Below are 16,445 nucleotides of genomic sequence, written 5' to 3' on the forward strand. Positions count from 1 at the left end.
TACCTGTCGTCCGCCGCCTGTAAACCGAGTGAAATCTCCCTCTTCACAAGCGCAACGGGATGGATAGAATCTGCCTTCGCCCGCCGGCGCTCGCCGGTTTCTCTGGTGCTTTCGCATCCATGTCCACTCACAATCCGTGTTTGAATTGCGGCGCCTGCTGTGCGCATTTTCGTGTGTCCTTCTATTTCGGCGAGTGCCGCTCCGCCGGCGGTGTCGTCCCCGATGAACAGGTGGTCCAGGTCAGCCCGCACCTGGTGGCCATGCGCGGTACCGACGTGCGCCCGTCGCGCTGTACCGCGCTGCTGGGTGATGTCGGCTGCGGGGTGCGCTGCACCCTGTACGAGCAGCGCTCCTCGACCTGCCGGGAGTTCGAGGCTTCCTGGACCGATGGCGTGCACAACCCCAACTGCGACACGGCCCGCGCCGCCTATGGCCTGCCGCCGCTGACGCCGCCGGTGTTGCCGACCCTGTCGCCCGACCGGGTGGCGTGAGGCGCGTTCACGCGCTGGGCAAATGCGAACCCTTTGCGTCTACAATGGCGGCTTTCGAGATTGACTGGAGGCAGCCCATGGAGGCTCTCGACGCGTTGCTCAACCGTGTGTCCCACGCCCGCCTGAGCGAGCCGGCACCCACCGCCGAGCAACTGGATCGCCTGTTCCGCAGCGCGCTGCGCGCCCCGGACCACGGGCAGCTGCGCCCGTGGCGCTTCCTTACCGTGGCGGGCGAGGCGCGCACGGCGCTGGGGGAATTGTTCGCCCGCGCCATCGCCGCGAAGGAGCCGGACGGTAAGCCCGAGGCGCTGGACAAGGCGCGCGCCATGCCGCTGCGCGCACCATTGCTGGTGGTGGCCGTGGCGCGCCTGCAGGATCACCCCAAGGTGCCGGAGATCGAGCAGTGGCTGGCGGCGGGGTGTGCCGCCCACGGCATCATCCAGGCGGCCTATGTGGAAGGGTTGGGCGCGATGTGGCGCACCGGCCCGCTGGCGTTCGATCCGCTGGTGCGCGAAGGGCTCGGCCTGGCGGAGAACGAACGCATCGTCGGTTTCATCTACCTCGGCACGCCGGTCGGCGAATTGCGCCGCCCGGCGCCGCTGGTCCCGGCCGAGTTCGTCAGCGCCTGGCAGGGCTGAGCGGCAGCTCCAGGCGAACGGTCCAGCTCCCGGCCTGATTGGCAGAGCGGGGTGCGCGCCAGAGCAGGTGCCCGCCCTGCCACGCGGCCAGGCGCCGCGCCGGCGGCAGCGCCTCCGGCAGCCAGCCCAGGGCGTGCGGGTCGTAGCCCTGCAGGTCCAGGCGCAATTCGCCGTGTGCGGAGCTGAGCGACAGTTCCAGCGCCGCGTGCGGATGGTGCGCCAGCGCTCCTTCCAGTAGCGAATCCAGGGCTTCGCCCAGCGCGTCGGGCCAGCTTTCCAGCGGCCAGGTGCCGCTCTGCGGCAGGCTCAGGCGCAAGCCCGGCCAGCGTGCCCGCCATTGGGCGGCCAGGCGCGCCAGCTCCACCGCCAGCACCAGGTACTGCGGGTCGTCATAGGGCTCGCTGCGCAGCAGGGCGGCCGGCGGCAGCGGTGGTTGCGCGGCGGGGATCGGGGTAGCGAAGGCGGGAAGGCTCATGCTGGCTCTCCGTGAATACGCTCGGTTCAGGCGGTCTGGCGGCGCAGCGGCAAATCGATGCTGGCCAGGAAACCGCCGTCGGGGTGGTTGCTCAGGCGCAGCCGTCCGTGGTGCCGCTCGATGGCGCGCCGGGCGATGGCCAGGCCCAGGCCGTGGCCGGGGCTGCTCTGGTTGGGCGCGCGGAAGAACGGCTCGCCCAGTTGCGCCAGGTGGTCTTCGCCGGCGCCAGGGCCGTGGTCGCGCACGCTCAGGTGCAGACGCTCGCCTTCGATCTGCGCCTGCACCTGCAGCGGCTGCTCCGCCGGGTTGAAGCGCAGGGCATTGCGCAGCAGGTTGTCGAGGGCGCGTTCGAGCATGTCCGGCCAGCCGTCGACGGCCAGGTGCGGGGCGATGTCGAGCTGGATGTTCTGCTCCGGGTAGAGCAGTTGCGCGTCATCGCGCAGGCGCTGGAACAGCGGCAGCAGTTCGATGCGGCTGGTCGGGCCGGGCTCGGCGTCGAGGCGGGCGAGGGCGAGGATTTCGCCGATCAGCGCTTCCAGGCGGTCGCATTCCTGCTCCAGGCGCGGCCACATGGCGGCACGCTGCTCGGGGTCGGCGCGTTCGGCCAGGGCCAGGGCGATGCGCAGGCGCGCCAGTGGCGAGCGCAGTTCGTGGGAGACATCGCGCAGGAGCTGGCGCTGGCTGCCGATCAACCCTTGCAGGCGGGCACCCATGCGGTTGAAGTCGCGGGCCAGCACGCCCAGTTCGTCGCCGCGGCGGGACAGGCGGGCGAGGCTGTCCTGTTGATAACTGGTCTGGCCGAGGTCATGCACGGCGCGGCGCAGGCGGTTCAGCGGGCGGGTGATGGACAGCGTCAGCAGCAGGCTGAACACGGTCAGCACCACCAGGGCGATGCCCAGGGCGCTCAGCGGCCAGAGCAGGCTGCTGCGGTGCCAGGCCTGCAGCGTCGGGTGCGGAATTCGGTAGATGAACAGGTAGGTCTGGTCGGTGCGGCTGCTGGTGTATTCCTGGCTCAGCTGGCGCCAGGGGAAGCGCGGCAGCTCGTTGCGGTCGAAGTTGCCGCGCGGGCGTGGCGGGCGCGGCAGGTAGGTGCCGTTCACCAGGCGCTGGCCGGTCTCGTCGAGCACCTGCACCGAGAGTTCGTATTGCTGCCGGCGGCTCTCCAGCAATTGCTGGGCGGCATCCGGGCCTTGCGTCTCGTAGAGCAAAGTCCATTGCTTGGCGATGTCGTGCAGCCCGGGATAGCGGGCGATGACCCAGGTGTCCTGGTTCAGCGCGCGGCCCAGCAGGATCGACAATCCGGCCACCAGCAGCAGGGCGAGCCAGAAGGCGGCGAGGATCCGCCAGAAGAGTGAACGCATGGTCTTCCTGTTCAGCCGCATGGTGTATCCAGTGTCGGGGCTTCATGGCAGGGCGCCGGGTTGAAACCCGGCGCCTGCGGTGGCTGGAGCGAATCAGTTGCTCTTCGCGCCGTCCTTCTGGGCCTTCCAGCTCTGGAATTCAGCCCATTCGGCCTTGCGCTGTTCGCGCTGCTTCTTCAGCTCGTCGAACTTCTTCTGCTGTTCGGGGGTGAGGATGCCGCGAATGCTGGCGTCGGTCTTGTCGTGGTTGGCCTTGAGCTCGTCCTGCATGGCTTTGCGGTCGCCTTCGGGCAGCTTGTTCCAGTACTTCTCGGTGATCGCGCGGCGATCCTTCATCGAGTCGCCCATCACCTTGCCGACTTGCTGGCGCTGGTCCTGGGTCAGGTTCAGTTCGCGGAACGCGCCGCCGTGTTCGCCACGCGGGCCGTGCATGCCCGGGCCTTGTTCCTTCATGAACGGGGCGGGCGGCGGAGCGTCGGTCGGCGCCGGAGTGGCCGCCAGCGCGACGGTCGGCAGGGCGGCAGCGATCAGCAGGGCGGTCAGGGTCTTGCGCATGGTGTTTCTCCTTTCAGGGACCGGTCGTTACCGGATGAGCCCAGTCTAGGGTTGGCAAGGTCAAGGGCGGTCAGCCACAGGTAAAGCTTCGGTAAAGATTCGGTGAAGCCCGGCTGGAAACCTTGCGACGCGCATGCCAGAGCGGCCCGCGCGCCCGGCGCGGCGGCGCTCAGGCGGCGTAGAAGTAGCCGCGCCCGCGCAGGGCGAGGATGCGTGGGCGGCCGTCGGGGTGGCTGCCGAGCTTCTTGCGCAGGTTGCTCACGTGCATGTCCAGGCTGCGGTCGTAGAGGGTCAGCTTGCGGCCCAGGGCGAGCTGCGCCAGGGCCTGCTTGTCCAGCGGTTCGCCCGGCTGGCGCAGCAGCGCTTCGAGGATGCGGCTCTCGGAGAGGGTCAGGCTGATCTCTTCGCCGCCGACGGTGGCGACGCCGCGCGACAGGTTCAGCGCCAGGTCGCCCAGCTCCAGCTGCGCGGTGGGTTGCGCCGGGTGGCTGCGGCGCAGCACGGCGCGCAGGCGGGCGGTCAGCTCGCGCGGGTCGCAGGGCTTGGCCAGGTAGTCGTCGGCGCCCAGTTCCAGGCCGAGGATGCGGTCCAGCGGCTCGCCGCGGGCAGAGAGCATCAGCACCGGCAGGTCCGGGTGGTCGCTGCGCAGCGACTTGAGCAGTTCCAGGCCGCTGCCGTCGGGCAGCATGACGTCGAGCACCACCGCGTCCGGCGCGCGGCTGCCCAGGGCGGCGCGGGCCTGGGCGCCGTCGTGGGCGGCGCGGATGCTGAAGCCTTCCTGGGTCAGCCAGGTGCTCAGCAGTTCGCAGAGTTCGATGTCATCGTCGATCAGCAGCAGTTCACTCATGAAGACGCTTCTTTCAGTTGATCCATTCGCGGCGCGAGCGGCGTCGGCCACGGCTGAGCATGCCCAGGATGAACGCCAGCACGGCGGTGCCGGCACCGGCCACGTACCAGGTCTGCTGCTCGCTGAGCAGGCGCGGCGGCTGGTTGGCCTGGGCCTCGCGCAGTTGCAGTTTCAGCCGCTGGTTTTCCTGGCTCAGGCGGGCGATACGGGCTTCGTCCTGGCTGTTGTCCGCCGGCGTGGCCTGTTGCGCCGCCAGCGCTTGGCGTTGTTGCTCGCTCTGCGCCAGGCGGCTCTCCAGGGCCCTGATGCGCTCGTCGGTGCTGGCGGCGTCAGGCTGTGGAGTGGACAGCGCGGCCTCGCTGGAGGGCACAACGGGGTCCTCCGCGTGGGCGAGCAGGGGCAGGGCGAGACTGAACAGCAGGGGCAGTCGATGCATCGCGACTCCTTGTTCGATGGCAGTACCGACCTCGACGAGGCGGTGGATTCGGCTGCGCATCCCCGGCGTCCCTGCCCTGGGGTTGCAACGATGGTGGATCGTTACGGCAATACTTTCTTGAACGGCTTGACCACGACCTCGGCGTAGACGCCGGCGGCGCGGTACGGGTCGGCGTCGGCCCAGGCCTGGGCGGCGGCCAGGGAGTCGAATTCGGCGACGATCAGGCTGCCGGTGAAGCCGGCGGCGCCCGGGTCGTTGCTGTCGATGGCCGGGTGCGGGCCGGCCAACACCAGGCGGCCTTCTTCCTTCAACTGCTCCAGGCGTGCGATGTGCGCGGGACGGGCAGCCAGACGGCGTTCTTGGGAAGCGGTGATATCACGGGCAATGATCGCGTAGAGCATGTCAGTCCTTGGGTTTTTCGCCGGTGGGTTCATCGTGCATGTGGCGGGCCAGGAACACGCCCTGGCCGATCAGGAACAGCAGGGTCATGCCCAGGCTGCCGAACACCTTGAAGTCCACCCAGATGCTCTGGAAGGTGAAGGCGACGAACAACTGGACACAGCCGCAGATCAGGAAGAACAGCACCCAGGCGATGTTCAGCTTCGCCCAGAGGGAATCGGTCAGGTGCACGGCATGGCCCATGATGCGCTGGATCAGCGGGCGGTCGCCGACGAAGTGGCTGCCGGCGAAGGCGAGGGCGAACAGCCAGTTCACCACCGGCGCCTTCCATTTGAGGAAGGTCTCGCTGTGGAAGGCCAGGGTCATGCCGCCGAACACCAGGCAGGCGGCCAGGGTCACCCACTGGCCCTTGTCGAGCTTGCGCTGCTTGATCAGCAGGGCGCCGTAGACCACCACGGAGGCGGCGATCAGCACGGCCGTGGCGCTGTAGATCCCCCCGACCGAGAAGCTCTGGCCGGCGAGTTCGACGTTGCGCGGGTCGAGCTTGTAGACGATGAAGAAGAGGATGAGGGGAATGAAATCGATGAATTGCTTCATTACGGCAGCCAGAGCCCAGTAGAGCCGGCATAATACCAACCTGCGGATGAACTGAAAGGGCCATCCGCCCAACGCTGCGTCAGATCATGGTTTCAACGCATTGCCGCGGGAGCGGTGACTCAGAAACGTCTATACAGAAAGCTATCGCGACACAACCTCACCCTGCATTCCCTGGAAGCCCCATGCGAGTCGACCTGCACTGCCACAGCACCGCGTCCGACGGACAGCTCAGCCCGACGGCCCTGGTCGAGCGCGCCCACGGGCGCGGCGTGCGCGTACTCGCTCTGACCGACCACGACACCCTCGACGGCCTGCCCGAGGCGCGCCGCGCCGCCCAGGCGTTGGGTGTGGAACTGGTGGACGGCGTCGAGCTGTCCTGCACCTGGGGCGGGGCGACCATTCATGTGCTGGGCTATGGCTTCGACGGCCAGGCCGAGCCGCTGGTGAAGGCGCTGGCGGATCTGCATCGCGCCCGCTGGACCCGCGCCGAGGAGATCGGCCGGCGCCTGGAGGCCAAGGGCATGCCCGGCGCCTTCGAGGGCGCACGGGCGGTGCAGGCCGAGCTGGGCGACAGCGAGAACGCCCCGGCGCGCCCGCATTTTGCCGAGTTCCTGCTGCGCCAGGGTTACGTCAAGGACCGCGCCGAAGCCTTCCGCAAATGGCTGGGCGCCGGCAAGCTGGGCGACGTCAAGCAGCACTGGCCCAGCCTTGCCGATGCCGTGGGCACGCTGCGCGCGGCGGGTGCCTGGGTCAGCCTGGCGCACCCGTACCACTACGATTTCACCCGCACCAAACGGCGCAAGCTGGTGGCCGACTTCATCGCCGCCGGCGGCCATGCCATCGAGGTGGTGAACGGCCCGCAGCCGGCCGAGCAGGTGGGCGTGCTGAGCATCCTCGCCCGCGAGTTCGGCCTGATGGTCACCGCCGGCAGCGACTTCCACGGCCCCAGCGACTGGTCGGAGCTGGGCCTCTACCGGAGCGTGCCGGACGACCTGCCGCCGCTCTGGCCGCGCTTCGCCAGCGCCGAGAACGCCATCGGGACCAAGGAGACGCCATGAGCCAGTTCTTTCAGATCCACCCGGAGAATCCCCAGGCGCGCCTGATCAAGCAGGCGGTGGAGATCGTCCGCCAGGGTGGCGTGATCGCCTATCCCACCGACTCGTCCTACGCGCTGGGCTGCCGCATCGGCGAGAAGTCGGCCGTGGAGCGCATCCGCCACATCCGCCGGCTGGACGACAAGCACAACTTCACCCTGGTCTGCCGCGACCTCTCCGAGCTGGGCCTGTACGCCAAGGTCGACACCGGCCTGTTCCGCCTGCTCAAGGCGCACACCCCCGGCCCCTACACCTTCATCCTCAACGCCACCCGCGAAGTGCCGCGCATGTTGCTGCACCCCAAGCGCCGCACCATCGGCCTGCGCGTGCCGGCGTGCCCGATCGCCCTGGCGCTGCTGGAGGAACTGGGCGAGCCGCTGATGAGCGTCAGCCTGATCCTGCCCGGCCAGAGCGAGCCGCTGAACGACCCCTACGAGATGCGCGACCTGCTGGAACACTCGGTGGACCTGATCATCGATGGCGGTTTCGGCGGCGGCGAGGCCTCCACGGTGATCGCCCTGACCGACGAGGACCCGGTGGTGGTGCGCGTCGGCTGCGGCGACCCGGAACCCTTCATGGTCAACGCCTGAACAGCCCCGGCGTGCTGGCTATACTCCCTCGTCTGATCGCCGAACCCGCGAGGTTGACCGCTTGACCAGCGTCGAATCCCTGCGCCGTGTGCTGTCCGGCATGCGCCCCACCGGGCGCCTGCACCTGGGCCATTACCACGGTGTGCTGCAGAACTGGGTGAAACTGCAGCACGAGTACGAATGCTATTTCTCCATCGTCGACTGGCACGCCCTGACCACCGAGTACGACGAGACCGCCAGCATCCGCCAGCACGTGCGCGACATGGCCATCGACTGGCTGGCGGTGGGCGTGAGCCCCAGCGCCGCGACGATGTTCATCCAGTCCCAGGTGCCCGAGCACGCCGAGCTGAACCTGCTGCTGTCGATGATCTGCCCGCTGTCCTGGCTGGAGCGCGTGCCGACCTACAAGGAGCTGCAGGAGAAGCTGGTCCACAAGGACCTCTCCACCTTCGGTTTCCTCGGCTATCCGCTGCTGCAGGCCGCGGACATCCTGATCTACCGCGCGGGCCTGGTGCCGGTGGGCTCGGACCAGTTCGCCCATGTCGAATTCACCCGCGAGATCGCCCGCCGCTTCAACCACCTCTACGGCGGCGAGGTGGACTTCGAGGACCGTGCCCAGACCGCCATCGCGCGACTGGGCAAGAAGACCGGCAAGCTCTACAGCAGCCTGCGCCGCGCCTGGCAGGAGCAGGGCGACGCGCAGGCGCTGGAAACCGCCCGCGCGCTGCTCATGGAGCAGCAGAGCCTGACCCTGGGCGACCGCGACCGGCTGTTCGGCTATCTCGAAGGCAGCAGCCGCATGCTGCTGCCCGAGCCGCAGACGCTCACCAGCCACGCGCCAAAGATGCCGGGGCTGGACGGGCAGAAGATGTCCAAGTCGCACCACAACACCATCGCCCTGCGCGACAGCCCGGCGGTGATCGAGGAGAAGATCGCCCGCATGCCCACCGACCCTGCGCGCGTGCACCGCCGCGACCCGGGCGAGCCGGAGCGCTGCCCGGTGTGGCAGTGGCACCTGATCTACTCCGACGACGGTTGCCGCCAGTGGGTGCAGGAGGGCTGCCGCAGCGCCGGCATCGGCTGCCTGGACTGCAAGCGGCCGGTGATCGAGGCGATCCTCCACGAGCTGGAACCGATCCAGGAGCGCGCGCTGGACTACGAGGACAACCCCGAACTGGTGCGCAGCATCCTCGCCGAGGGCGCCGAACGCGCCCGCGAGGCCGCGCGGGAGACGCTGGTGGAGGTGCGGCATGCGATGGGGTTGTCGTACCGCTGACGAGTCGTAGCTCTCTCGGCAATCGGTGCCTGCTATCCCCTCACCCCAGCCCTCTCCCAGAGGAGAGGGGGCCGTCCGTGCCGGTTGATGCCATGGTTTCCACCTGCTGCAATCTATTCCCTCTCCCGCTTGCGGGAGAGGGTTAGGGTGAGGGGCCTTTGCTCTTCGTAGGAGCGGACAGCGTCCGCTCCTACGCACAGGCAGGCCGCGGCGCGCGCAAATCCGCCAAAAGCCCCTCGCGCCGCCCGCAAAAGCAGGGATAATGCCGCCTTCGAACCCCAGCGCCTGACGAGTGGCCGATGAGTGACCTGACCGAGCCGGAAGCCCCCGCCGCCGCCCCCGAATACCAGGTGCCGGTGCAGCTGGCGCTCGTCTACGGCGAGGCCCTGACGGAGCTGCCGCAGGACCTGTACATCCCGCCGGACGCCCTGGAGGTCTTCCTCGAAGCCTTCGAGGGCCCGCTCGACCTGCTGCTTTACCTGATCCGCAAGCAGAACATCAACATCCTCGACATCCCCGTGGCGGAGATTACCCGCCAGTACATGGGCTATGTCGAGCTGATGAAGTCGGTGCGCCTGGAGCTGGCCGCCGAGTACCTGGTGATGGCCGCCATGCTCGCCGAGATCAAGTCACGCATGCTCCTGCCGCGCTCGGCCGAGGCCGAGGAAGAAGAGGAGGACCCGCGCGCCGAGCTGATCCGCCGCCTGCAGGAATACGAGCGCTTCAAGAAGGCCGCCGAGGACCTCGACGAGCTGCCGCGCCTGGGCCGCGACTACGTGGTGCCCACCGTTGCCGCGCCGGATGCGCGGGCGCGCCGGCTGCTGCCGGAAGTGGACATGCAGGAGCTGATGCTGTGCATGGCCGAGGTGCTGCGTCGCGCCGACCTGTTCGAAAGCCACCAGGTCACCCGCGAGATGCTCTCCACCCGCGAGCGCATGACCGAGATTCTGGAACGCCTCAAAGGCGAGGGCTTCGTGCCGTTCATCACGCTGTTCCGCGTCGAGGAAGGCAAGCTCGGCGTGGTGGTGACCTTCATGGCGGTGCTGGAGCTGGTCAAGGAGCAACTGGTGGAGCTGGTGCAGAACGAAGCCTTTGCGCCCATCCACGTCCGCGCCCGCACGGAGGTGCAGGAAGGCGCCGCGCCGGCCGGGGACGACGTGGAGGAGGGCGACGAGGACGTCTTCGAGCCCCGCGAGGCGCCGCCGGCCGAGCTGACCTTCGAGGACGGCCATTTCGACGAGGGCGCCGATGCGCACGGCGAGCCGGACGAAGAGCCGCTCTGATCGTCCGGCGTTGCCCTGGCGCCGCGCTTTGAGTAGCTTTCCCGCCTGAACGGCCTTCTTACCACCTGAACCGAGCCCTCGATGAATCTCTCCGACCCGCAAGAACTGGCGACCCTGCTCGAAGGCATCCTCCTGGCTGCCGGCAAGCCCATGTCGCTGGAACGCCTCGGCGAGCTGTTCGAAGAGGCCGAGCGCCCCGAACCGCAGCAGTTCCGCGATGCGCTGGCGGTGCTGAGCCTGTCCTGTTCCGGGCGGGCCTTCGAGCTGAAGGAGGTCGCCACCGGCTACCGCCTGCAGGTGCGCGAAAAGTTCGCCCCGTGGGTCGGCCGGCTCTGGGAAGAACGCCCGCAGCGCTATTCCCGTGCACTGCTGGAAACCCTGGCGCTGATCGCTTACCGCCAGCCCATCACCCGCGGCGAGATCGAGGAAATCCGCGGCGTCGCGGTGAACACCCAGATCGTCAAGACGCTGATGGAGCGCGAGTGGATCCGCATCGTCGGCTACCGCGAGGTGCCCGGCCGCCCGGCGATGCTCGCCACCACCCGCACCTTCCTCGACTACTTCAACCTCAAGAGCCTGGAAGAGCTGCCGCCGCTGGCCGAGCTGAAGCTGATGGAGCCCGAGCCGCAGCCGATCCTCGAGGACATGGCGCCCAGCGTCAGCCTGCCGGGCCCCGAGGAATACGACGAGGACTACGTCCCGCCCTCGTTGCAGGCCCTGGCCGACCAGGCGCTGCGCGATGCCGGCGAGGAGCCCGAGCCCGCGCCACCGGAAGAGCCGAAGGAGGAAACCAGCTTCCGCAGCCTGCTCGCCGAGTTGGACGAGATGGAGCAGGGCCTGAAGACCGACTTCGACGACCTGATCGATCGCCCGCCGAGCGACGACGAAGACACCGGCGTGGACGCCGACTTCAGCGGCGTGCACGCGCTGCCGGAGGTCGAGCCGCAGGGCGAGGCCGAATCGGCCGCCGGGGACGACACCCCGGCCCCCGCACCGCAGCCGCCGGCAGCCACGCCAGTGGAGGAGGAGTGGGACGAGGAGCGCGCGCTGCGCGAGGCCATGCTCGAGGAAATGGAGTTCAACGCGCGCAATCGCGACCATTGAACCCAGCCTTTGGCGCATTTGGCCGAGGCTTTCCAGCCGTTCGGTGATTGACTTCCGCCGCCAGCGCGACGACCTTATGTGCCGCGTTCGCAAGGCGCTGGCGGCAACACCCGGGGATGCCGCCCGAACGACCGCCCTGACGACGTCTCTTAACCACATTCCACAGTGACCTGGCGCCTCGCGCCGGCTGCTGAGTACCCATATGAAAAGAACTCCAATCAGCCGTATCTGCTGGCTCGGCCTCCTGCTGGGCCTTGGCAGCGCTTCGCTATCCGCCGCCCAGGCGCCTGCCGCCGCACCCGCCGTGCCGCTGCCCGGCCAATCCAAGGACGCCTTCCTCGACAGCCTGATGCAACGCATGACGCTGGAAGAGAAGATCGGCCAGCTGCGCCTGGTCAGCGTCGGGCCGGACCATCCCAAGCCGGTACTGCTGAAGGAAATCGCCGCGGGCACCACCGGCGCGGTGTTCAACACCGTCGTCCGCCCCGGTATCCGCGATTTGCAGGACGCGGCCATGAAGAGCCGCCTGAAGATCCCGCTGTTCTTCGCCTATGACGTGGTCCACGGCCACCGCACCGTGTTCCCCATCGGCCTGGGCCTGGCGGCGAGCTGGGACCTGGCCGCCATCGAGCGCAGCGCCCGTGTCTCGGCCATCGAGGCCAGCGCCGACGGCCTCAACCTGACCTATTCCCCCACCGTCGACATCGCCCGCGACCCGCGCTGGGGCCGGGTGTCCGAAGGCTTCGGCGAAGACGCCTGGCTGACCAGCAAGGTCGCCGCCGCGGTGGTCAAGGGTTACCAGGGCAAGGGCCTGAACCAGCCGGACACCATCATGGCCGGGGTCAAGCACTTCGCCCTGTATGGCGCCGGCGAAGGCGGCCGCGACTACAACACCGTGGACATGAGCCCGCAGCGCATGTTCCAGGACTACCTGCCGCCGTACCGCGCAGCCATCGACGCCGGCGCCGGCGCGGTGATGGTCTCGCTCAACAGCATCAACGGCGTGCCGGCCACTGCCAACAAGTGGCTGCTGCAGGACCTGCTGCGCGGCCAGTGGGGCTACAAGGGCCTGACCCTGAGCGACCACGGCGCGGTGCTGGAGCTGATCAAGCACGGCGTGGCCGCCACCGAGCGCGACGCCACCCAGGCGGCGATCAATGCCGGCGTCGAAATGAACATGAACGACGACCTCTACGGCAAGCACATGCCCGAACTGCTCAAGGCCGGGCTGATCAGCCAGGCCGAGATCGACCGCGCCTGCCGCGACGTGCTCGCCGCCAAGTGGGACATGGGCCTGTTCCAGGACCCGTACCGCTACCTGCAGGGCAAGGACCCGGTCGACACCGACGCCGAGGAGCGCCTGCACCGCGCCGATGCCCGCGAGATCGCGCGCAAGGGCATGGTCCTGCTGAAGAACGAAGGCGGCGTGCTGCCGCTCAAGCGTGACGGCGTGATCGCCCTGATCGGCCCGCTGGCCGACAGCAAGCGCGACGTGATGGGCAGCTGGTCCGCCGCCGGCAAGGCCTTCCAGGCCGTGACCGTGCTCGAGGGCATGGGCGCCGCCACCCGTGGCCACGCCGCGCTGCTCTACGCCAAGGGTGCCAACGTCACCGACGATCCGGAGATCGTCAAATACCTCAACGAGTACAGCGAAGACGTCAAGGTCGACTCGCGCAGCCCGCAGGCGATGATCGACGAAGCCGTCGAGAAGGCGAAGCAGGCCGACGTGGTGGTGGCCGTGGTCGGCGAATCCCAGGGCATGGCCCACGAGGCGTCGAGCAAGACCAACCTGCACATCGCGCAGAGCCAGGTCGAGCTGCTCAAGGCCCTCAAGGCCACCGGCAAACCGCTGGTGCTGGTGCTGATGAACGGCCGGCCGATGGACCTGCGCTGGGAAAGCGCCAACGCCGATGCGGTGCTGGAAACCTGGTTCAGCGGCACCGAGGGCGGCAACGCCATCGCCGACGTGCTGTTCGGCGACTACAACCCGTCGGGCAAGCTGACCATGACCTTCCCGCGCTCGGTGGGCCAGGTGCCGATCTACTACAACCACCTGAACACCGGCCGCCCGTTCGACCACGAGCACCCGAACAAGTACACCTCGCGCTACTTCGACTCGCAGAACGGCCCGCTGTACCCGTTCGGCTACGGCCTGAGCTACACCGAGTTCAGCGTCTCGGACGTGACGATGTCGGGCAGCAAGCTGAAGAAGGGCGACCAGCTCACCGCCAGCGTGACCGTGAAGAACACCGGCAAGCGCGCCGGCGAGACCACCGTGCAGCTCTACCTGCGCGACGTCGCCGCGTCCATCAGCCGCCCGGTCAAGGAGCTCAAGGGCTTCAGCAAGATCCTGCTGCAGCCGGGCGAGTCGAAGGTCGTGCAGTTCCCGATCCGCGAGGAAGACCTGCGCTTCTACGACAGCCAGCTGCGCTACGCTTCCGAGCCGGGCGAATTCAAGGTCTACGTCGGCCTGGATTCGGACAACGTGAAGGAGCAGAGCTTCACGCTGCTCTAAGCGCCACGCGCTGCTGCCAACCAAACGCCACGGCTGGATCAGCCGTGGCGTTTTGCTTTCAGGCGGCCTTGGTCGTGTTGCGCGAGCGCAGGCCGATCAGCCCGCGCACCCCGCCTTGCACCAGCACCGCGAGCAGCGCCGCCTCGGCGAAGCTGGGCAGCGCGTCGTGGCCAGGCAGGCGCAGCGCCAGCCACAGGCAGAACGCCGCGAAGGCCGGGCGCCCGGTGACCATGCCGCGCAGCAGGGCGACGACGAAGCCGGCGCCATGCAGCCGCTGCGACGACACGCAGAGCACGATGGAAAGCAGCGGGAACACCGCCAGCAGGCCGCTCCAGCTCGGCCCGGCCCAGCCGGCGAGGGCAGTGACGGCCAGGGTGAGCAACGCGCCGGCGAGCATGCGCAGGCCCAGCTCGAAGCGGCCGAGCGCGGCGATGCTGGCGGGCAGCTCGGCGCGGGGCATGAACCGCTGGCTGGTCAGTGCGCCCACTGCCGCCGCCAGCAGTGCCCAGACAGGTTGCGCAGGCAACTGCGTCAGTCCCCAGGCGGCCACCAGCCAGGCGAGCATCGCGCCGGTCAGCGCCAGTGGCCAGCGGTGCTTCCGGCACAGCCAGGCGTAGGCGAAGTTGAAGGCTTCCGCCGCGAAGATCGCCGCCAGCGCCAGCAGGGCGGCCCGGGCGCCGAAGTCGCGGCCGTGCTCCAGGGTGATCAGGTAGAGAATCGGCCCGGCAATGGCGGGCAGGGCGGCCAGGCAACCGGCAACGGTCGGCCCCCACCAGCGCCCGGCGAGGGACACCAGCAGCAGGAACAGCGGAACCAGGGTGAGCTTGAGGGCGAGCATGGGCGAGGCCGGCAGGCGTGGAGGGCGGATTCTAGCGCGTCGATTGGCCGCGTCGATGGCGCCGATGGGCAAATCGAGTTGGACCTCGGCGCCGCGTGGGTGTCCATTGTGCAGGCCCACTGACAGTCATCCCTGCATCGAGAGGAAGTCCGTGAAGAGTCCGTGCATCAAGATCTGCGAATTCGAGGAAGGCATCTGCCTGGGCTGCGGCCGCAGCCGCGAGGAAATCAAGGCGTGGAAACGCGCCGACCCCCTGGGCCAGGAGGCGATCCGGGCGGAGGCGGACATGCGTTTGCTGGTGCTGGAGGCGCAGGGGAGAAGGCGGTATCGGTAGCCGCGCCCGGCATGCTCTTCGTAGGAGCGGACCTTGTCCGCGAATGGGTCCGGAAGAGCTTCGCGGATAAGATCCGCTCCTACGGTTCAGCGCATCGAGGTTCGCTCGGAGTAGACGTAGGGCGAATAACCCGGAACGGGTTATCCGCCGCACCTTGCGCGACGGATAACGCTGTCGCGTTATGCGCCCTATAGAACTGGGTATTCGTGCCCAGGGTTGCCCTCACCCCAGCCCTCTCCCGGAGGGAGAGGGGGCAGATCGTGCCGGGTGAAAGCGTTGTGTCCTCCTGCACCGAACCAGTCCCCTCTCCCTTCAGGGAGAGGGTTAGGGAGAGGGCGGTCGAAGGTGAATGCGATGGTTCAGCGAGGGCTCTAGACGTTGGGCGAATAACCCGGAACGGGTTATCCGCCGCACCCGTCACGGCGGATAACGCTGTCGCGTTATGCGCCCTAGGGAGCTGAGTGACCTGTCGGCATGGTGGCCGTTCGCGAGCAAGCTCGCTCCTACAGGTGCAGCGTACGCGCTCTTCGTAGGAGCGAGCTTGCTCGCGAACCCTTTTCACCCCCGCGCCAAGACCATCGCCCGCGCCGTATCCAGCATGCGGTTGGAGAACCCCCACTCGTTGTCGTACCAGGCCATCACCTTCACCAGCCTGCCGTTCACCCGCGTATGACTGGCGTCGAAGATGGCCGAGCGCGGGTCGTGGTTGAAGTCCACCGAAACCAGCGGCTGGCGGTTGAAGCCCAGGATCGCCGAGCCCTCGCTGGCGCGCTCCAGCAGCGCGTTGACCTCCTGCACGCTGGTGTCGCGGGCGACCTGCAGCGTCAGGTCCACCAGGGAGACGTTGATCACCGGCACCCGCACCGCCAGGCCGGTCAGCTTGCCCGCCAGCTCCGGCAGCACCAGGCCCACGGCCTCGGCCGCGCCGGTTTTGGTTGGGATCATCGACTGGGTGGCCGAGCGGGCGCGGTACGGGTCGCTGTGGTAGACGTCCGAAAGATTCTGGTCGTTGGTGTAGGCGTGGATGGTGGTCATCAGCCCGTGTTCGATGCCCAGCTCGCGGTGCAGCACCTGGGCGACCGGCGCCAGGCAGTTGGTGGTGCAGGAGGCGTTGGAGACGATGCGGTGCTCGGCGCGCAGGCTGCCGTCGTTGACGCCGAACACCACCGTGGCGTCCACGCCCTGGCCGGGCGCGGAGATCAGCACCTGGCGCGCGCCGGCCTGCAGGTGCGCGGCGGCCTTGTCGCGGGAGGTGAAGAGGCCGGTGCATTCCAGCACGATATCCACTCCCAGCGCCTGCCAAGGCAGCTCCGCCGGGTTGCGGATGGCCGTGACGGCGATGCGGTCGCCCTCTACCCTGAGGCTTTCGGCGTCGTGCTCGACACGGCCGGTGAAGCGCCCATGCACGCTGTCGTACTGGAACAGGTGGGCGTTGATCGCCGCGTCGCCCAGGTCGTTGATCGCCACCACTTGCAGGTGCTGGCGGTAGGGTCCCGAGTAGAGCGCGCGCAGTACGTTCCGACCGATGCGGCCAAATCCGTTGATTGCCAGGCGTATAGTCATGGAGGTCGTCTCTTTTCTTTTGTTGTGGTAAAAACCATTAAATTTCGCC

18 protein-coding genes are annotated in these 16,445 nt (G+C 68.3%); 9 read left to right on the plus strand and 9 right to left on the minus strand.

The genetic code is table 11. The features are described from left to right. The first annotated feature begins 119 nt into the window (after positions 1-119). Both N0B71_RS17250 and N0B71_RS17255 read left to right on the plus strand, forming a co-directional pair. Positions 120-491, plus strand: coding sequence for a YkgJ family cysteine cluster protein (locus N0B71_RS17250; RefSeq protein ID WP_259753876.1), 372 nt, complete (start codon positions 120-122; stop codon positions 489-491). A 77-nt stretch (positions 492-568) separates the two neighbouring features. Next, positions 569-1,129, plus strand: a complete 561-nt coding sequence (locus tag N0B71_RS17255) for a nitroreductase family protein (RefSeq protein ID WP_259753878.1) — start codon at positions 569-571, stop codon at positions 1,127-1,129. Here N0B71_RS17255 and N0B71_RS17260 read toward each other — a convergent pair. From N0B71_RS17260 to N0B71_RS17290, 7 genes are all read right to left on the minus strand, one after another. Then, a complete protein-coding gene (locus N0B71_RS17260) occupies positions 1,110-1,604 on the minus strand; it encodes a hypothetical protein (protein WP_259753880.1) in 495 nt (164 codons plus the stop codon). The two genes, N0B71_RS17255 and N0B71_RS17260, sit on opposite strands and share 20 nt — an antisense overlap. A 26-nt stretch (positions 1,605-1,630) precedes the next feature. Continuing rightward, positions 1,631-2,965 carry a sensor histidine kinase gene (locus N0B71_RS17265; protein ID WP_259753882.1) on the minus strand — a complete coding sequence of 445 codons (1,335 nt, stop codon included), beginning with the start codon at positions 2,963-2,965 and terminating at the stop codon, positions 1,631-1,633. A 93-nt stretch (positions 2,966-3,058) separates the two neighbouring features. Continuing rightward, positions 3,059-3,520, minus strand: a complete 462-nt coding sequence (locus N0B71_RS17270; RefSeq protein ID WP_259753884.1) for a Spy/CpxP family protein refolding chaperone — start codon at positions 3,518-3,520, stop codon at positions 3,059-3,061. A gap of 169 nt (positions 3,521-3,689) precedes the next feature. Continuing rightward, the gene (locus N0B71_RS17275) at positions 3,690-4,367 is read right to left on the minus strand and encodes a response regulator transcription factor (protein WP_259753885.1); all 678 of its coding nucleotides are present in this window, start codon (positions 4,365-4,367) and stop codon (positions 3,690-3,692) included. 13 nt (positions 4,368-4,380) lie between these two features. After that, positions 4,381-4,803, minus strand: coding sequence for a translation initiation factor 2 (IF-2, GTPase) (locus tag N0B71_RS17280; RefSeq protein ID WP_259753887.1), 423 nt, complete (start codon positions 4,801-4,803; stop codon positions 4,381-4,383). Positions 4,804-4,904: 101 nt separating this feature from the next. After that, a complete protein-coding gene (locus N0B71_RS17285) occupies positions 4,905-5,204 on the minus strand; it encodes a YciI family protein (protein WP_037011035.1) in 300 nt (99 codons plus the stop codon). Between the two features lies 1 nt (position 5,205). Next, entirely contained in the window at positions 5,206-5,799 is a 594-nt protein-coding gene (locus N0B71_RS17290) for a septation protein A (protein ID WP_259753889.1), read from the minus strand. A 182-nt stretch (positions 5,800-5,981) separates the two neighbouring features. On the opposite strand from N0B71_RS17290, the gene N0B71_RS17295 reads away from it, so the two are divergent. The 6 genes from N0B71_RS17295 (at position 5,982) to bglX (ending at position 13,661) form a co-directional block, all read left to right on the plus strand. Beyond that, positions 5,982-6,857 (plus strand): PHP domain-containing protein, encoded by an 876-nt coding sequence (locus N0B71_RS17295; protein WP_259753890.1) that lies wholly within the window; start codon positions 5,982-5,984, stop codon positions 6,855-6,857. Beyond that, the gene (locus N0B71_RS17300) at positions 6,854-7,483 is read left to right on the plus strand and encodes an L-threonylcarbamoyladenylate synthase (RefSeq protein WP_259753891.1); all 630 of its coding nucleotides are present in this window, start codon (positions 6,854-6,856) and stop codon (positions 7,481-7,483) included. Before N0B71_RS17295 ends, N0B71_RS17300 begins: the two co-directional genes overlap by 4 nt. Positions 7,484-7,583: 100 nt before the next feature. Continuing rightward, on the plus strand, positions 7,584-8,759 hold the full coding sequence (locus N0B71_RS17305) for a tryptophan--tRNA ligase (protein ID WP_259759603.1): 1,176 nt from the start codon (positions 7,584-7,586) through the stop codon (positions 8,757-8,759). Between the two features lie 428 nt (positions 8,760-9,187). Continuing rightward, entirely contained in the window at positions 9,188-10,042 is an 855-nt protein-coding gene (locus tag N0B71_RS17310; protein WP_259759604.1) for a segregation and condensation protein A, read from the plus strand. Positions 10,043-10,123: 81 nt separating this feature from the next. Then, positions 10,124-11,146: an SMC-Scp complex subunit ScpB gene (gene scpB / locus N0B71_RS17315; RefSeq protein WP_259753892.1), complete on the plus strand. Its 1,023-nt coding sequence runs from the start codon at positions 10,124-10,126 to the stop codon at positions 11,144-11,146. Positions 11,147-11,363: 217 nt separating this feature from the next. Then, positions 11,364-13,661: a beta-glucosidase BglX gene (gene bglX, locus N0B71_RS17320; protein WP_259759606.1), complete on the plus strand. Its 2,298-nt coding sequence runs from the start codon at positions 11,364-11,366 to the stop codon at positions 13,659-13,661. A 58-nt stretch (positions 13,662-13,719) separates the two neighbouring features. Here bglX and N0B71_RS17325 read toward each other — a convergent pair whose 3' ends face one another. Beyond that, positions 13,720-14,499, minus strand: coding sequence for a hypothetical protein (locus N0B71_RS17325; protein ID WP_259753893.1), 780 nt, complete (start codon positions 14,497-14,499; stop codon positions 13,720-13,722). 151 nt (positions 14,500-14,650) lie between these two features. Here N0B71_RS17325 and N0B71_RS17330 point away from each other — a divergent pair, with 151 nt between their 5' ends. Continuing rightward, positions 14,651-14,833, plus strand: a complete 183-nt coding sequence (locus N0B71_RS17330; protein WP_259753894.1) for a DUF1289 domain-containing protein — start codon at positions 14,651-14,653, stop codon at positions 14,831-14,833. A gap of 558 nt (positions 14,834-15,391) precedes the next feature. On the opposite strand, the gene gap is transcribed toward N0B71_RS17330, so the two are convergent. Further along, positions 15,392-16,396 (minus strand): type I glyceraldehyde-3-phosphate dehydrogenase, encoded by a 1,005-nt coding sequence (gap, locus tag N0B71_RS17335; RefSeq protein ID WP_259753896.1) that lies wholly within the window; start codon positions 16,394-16,396, stop codon positions 15,392-15,394. Positions 16,397-16,445: the final 49 nt, after the last annotated feature.

The organism is Pseudomonas sp. GCEP-101, assembly GCF_025133575.1.
GTDB classification, from domain to species: domain Bacteria; phylum Pseudomonadota; class Gammaproteobacteria; order Pseudomonadales; family Pseudomonadaceae; genus Pseudomonas; species Pseudomonas nitroreducens_B.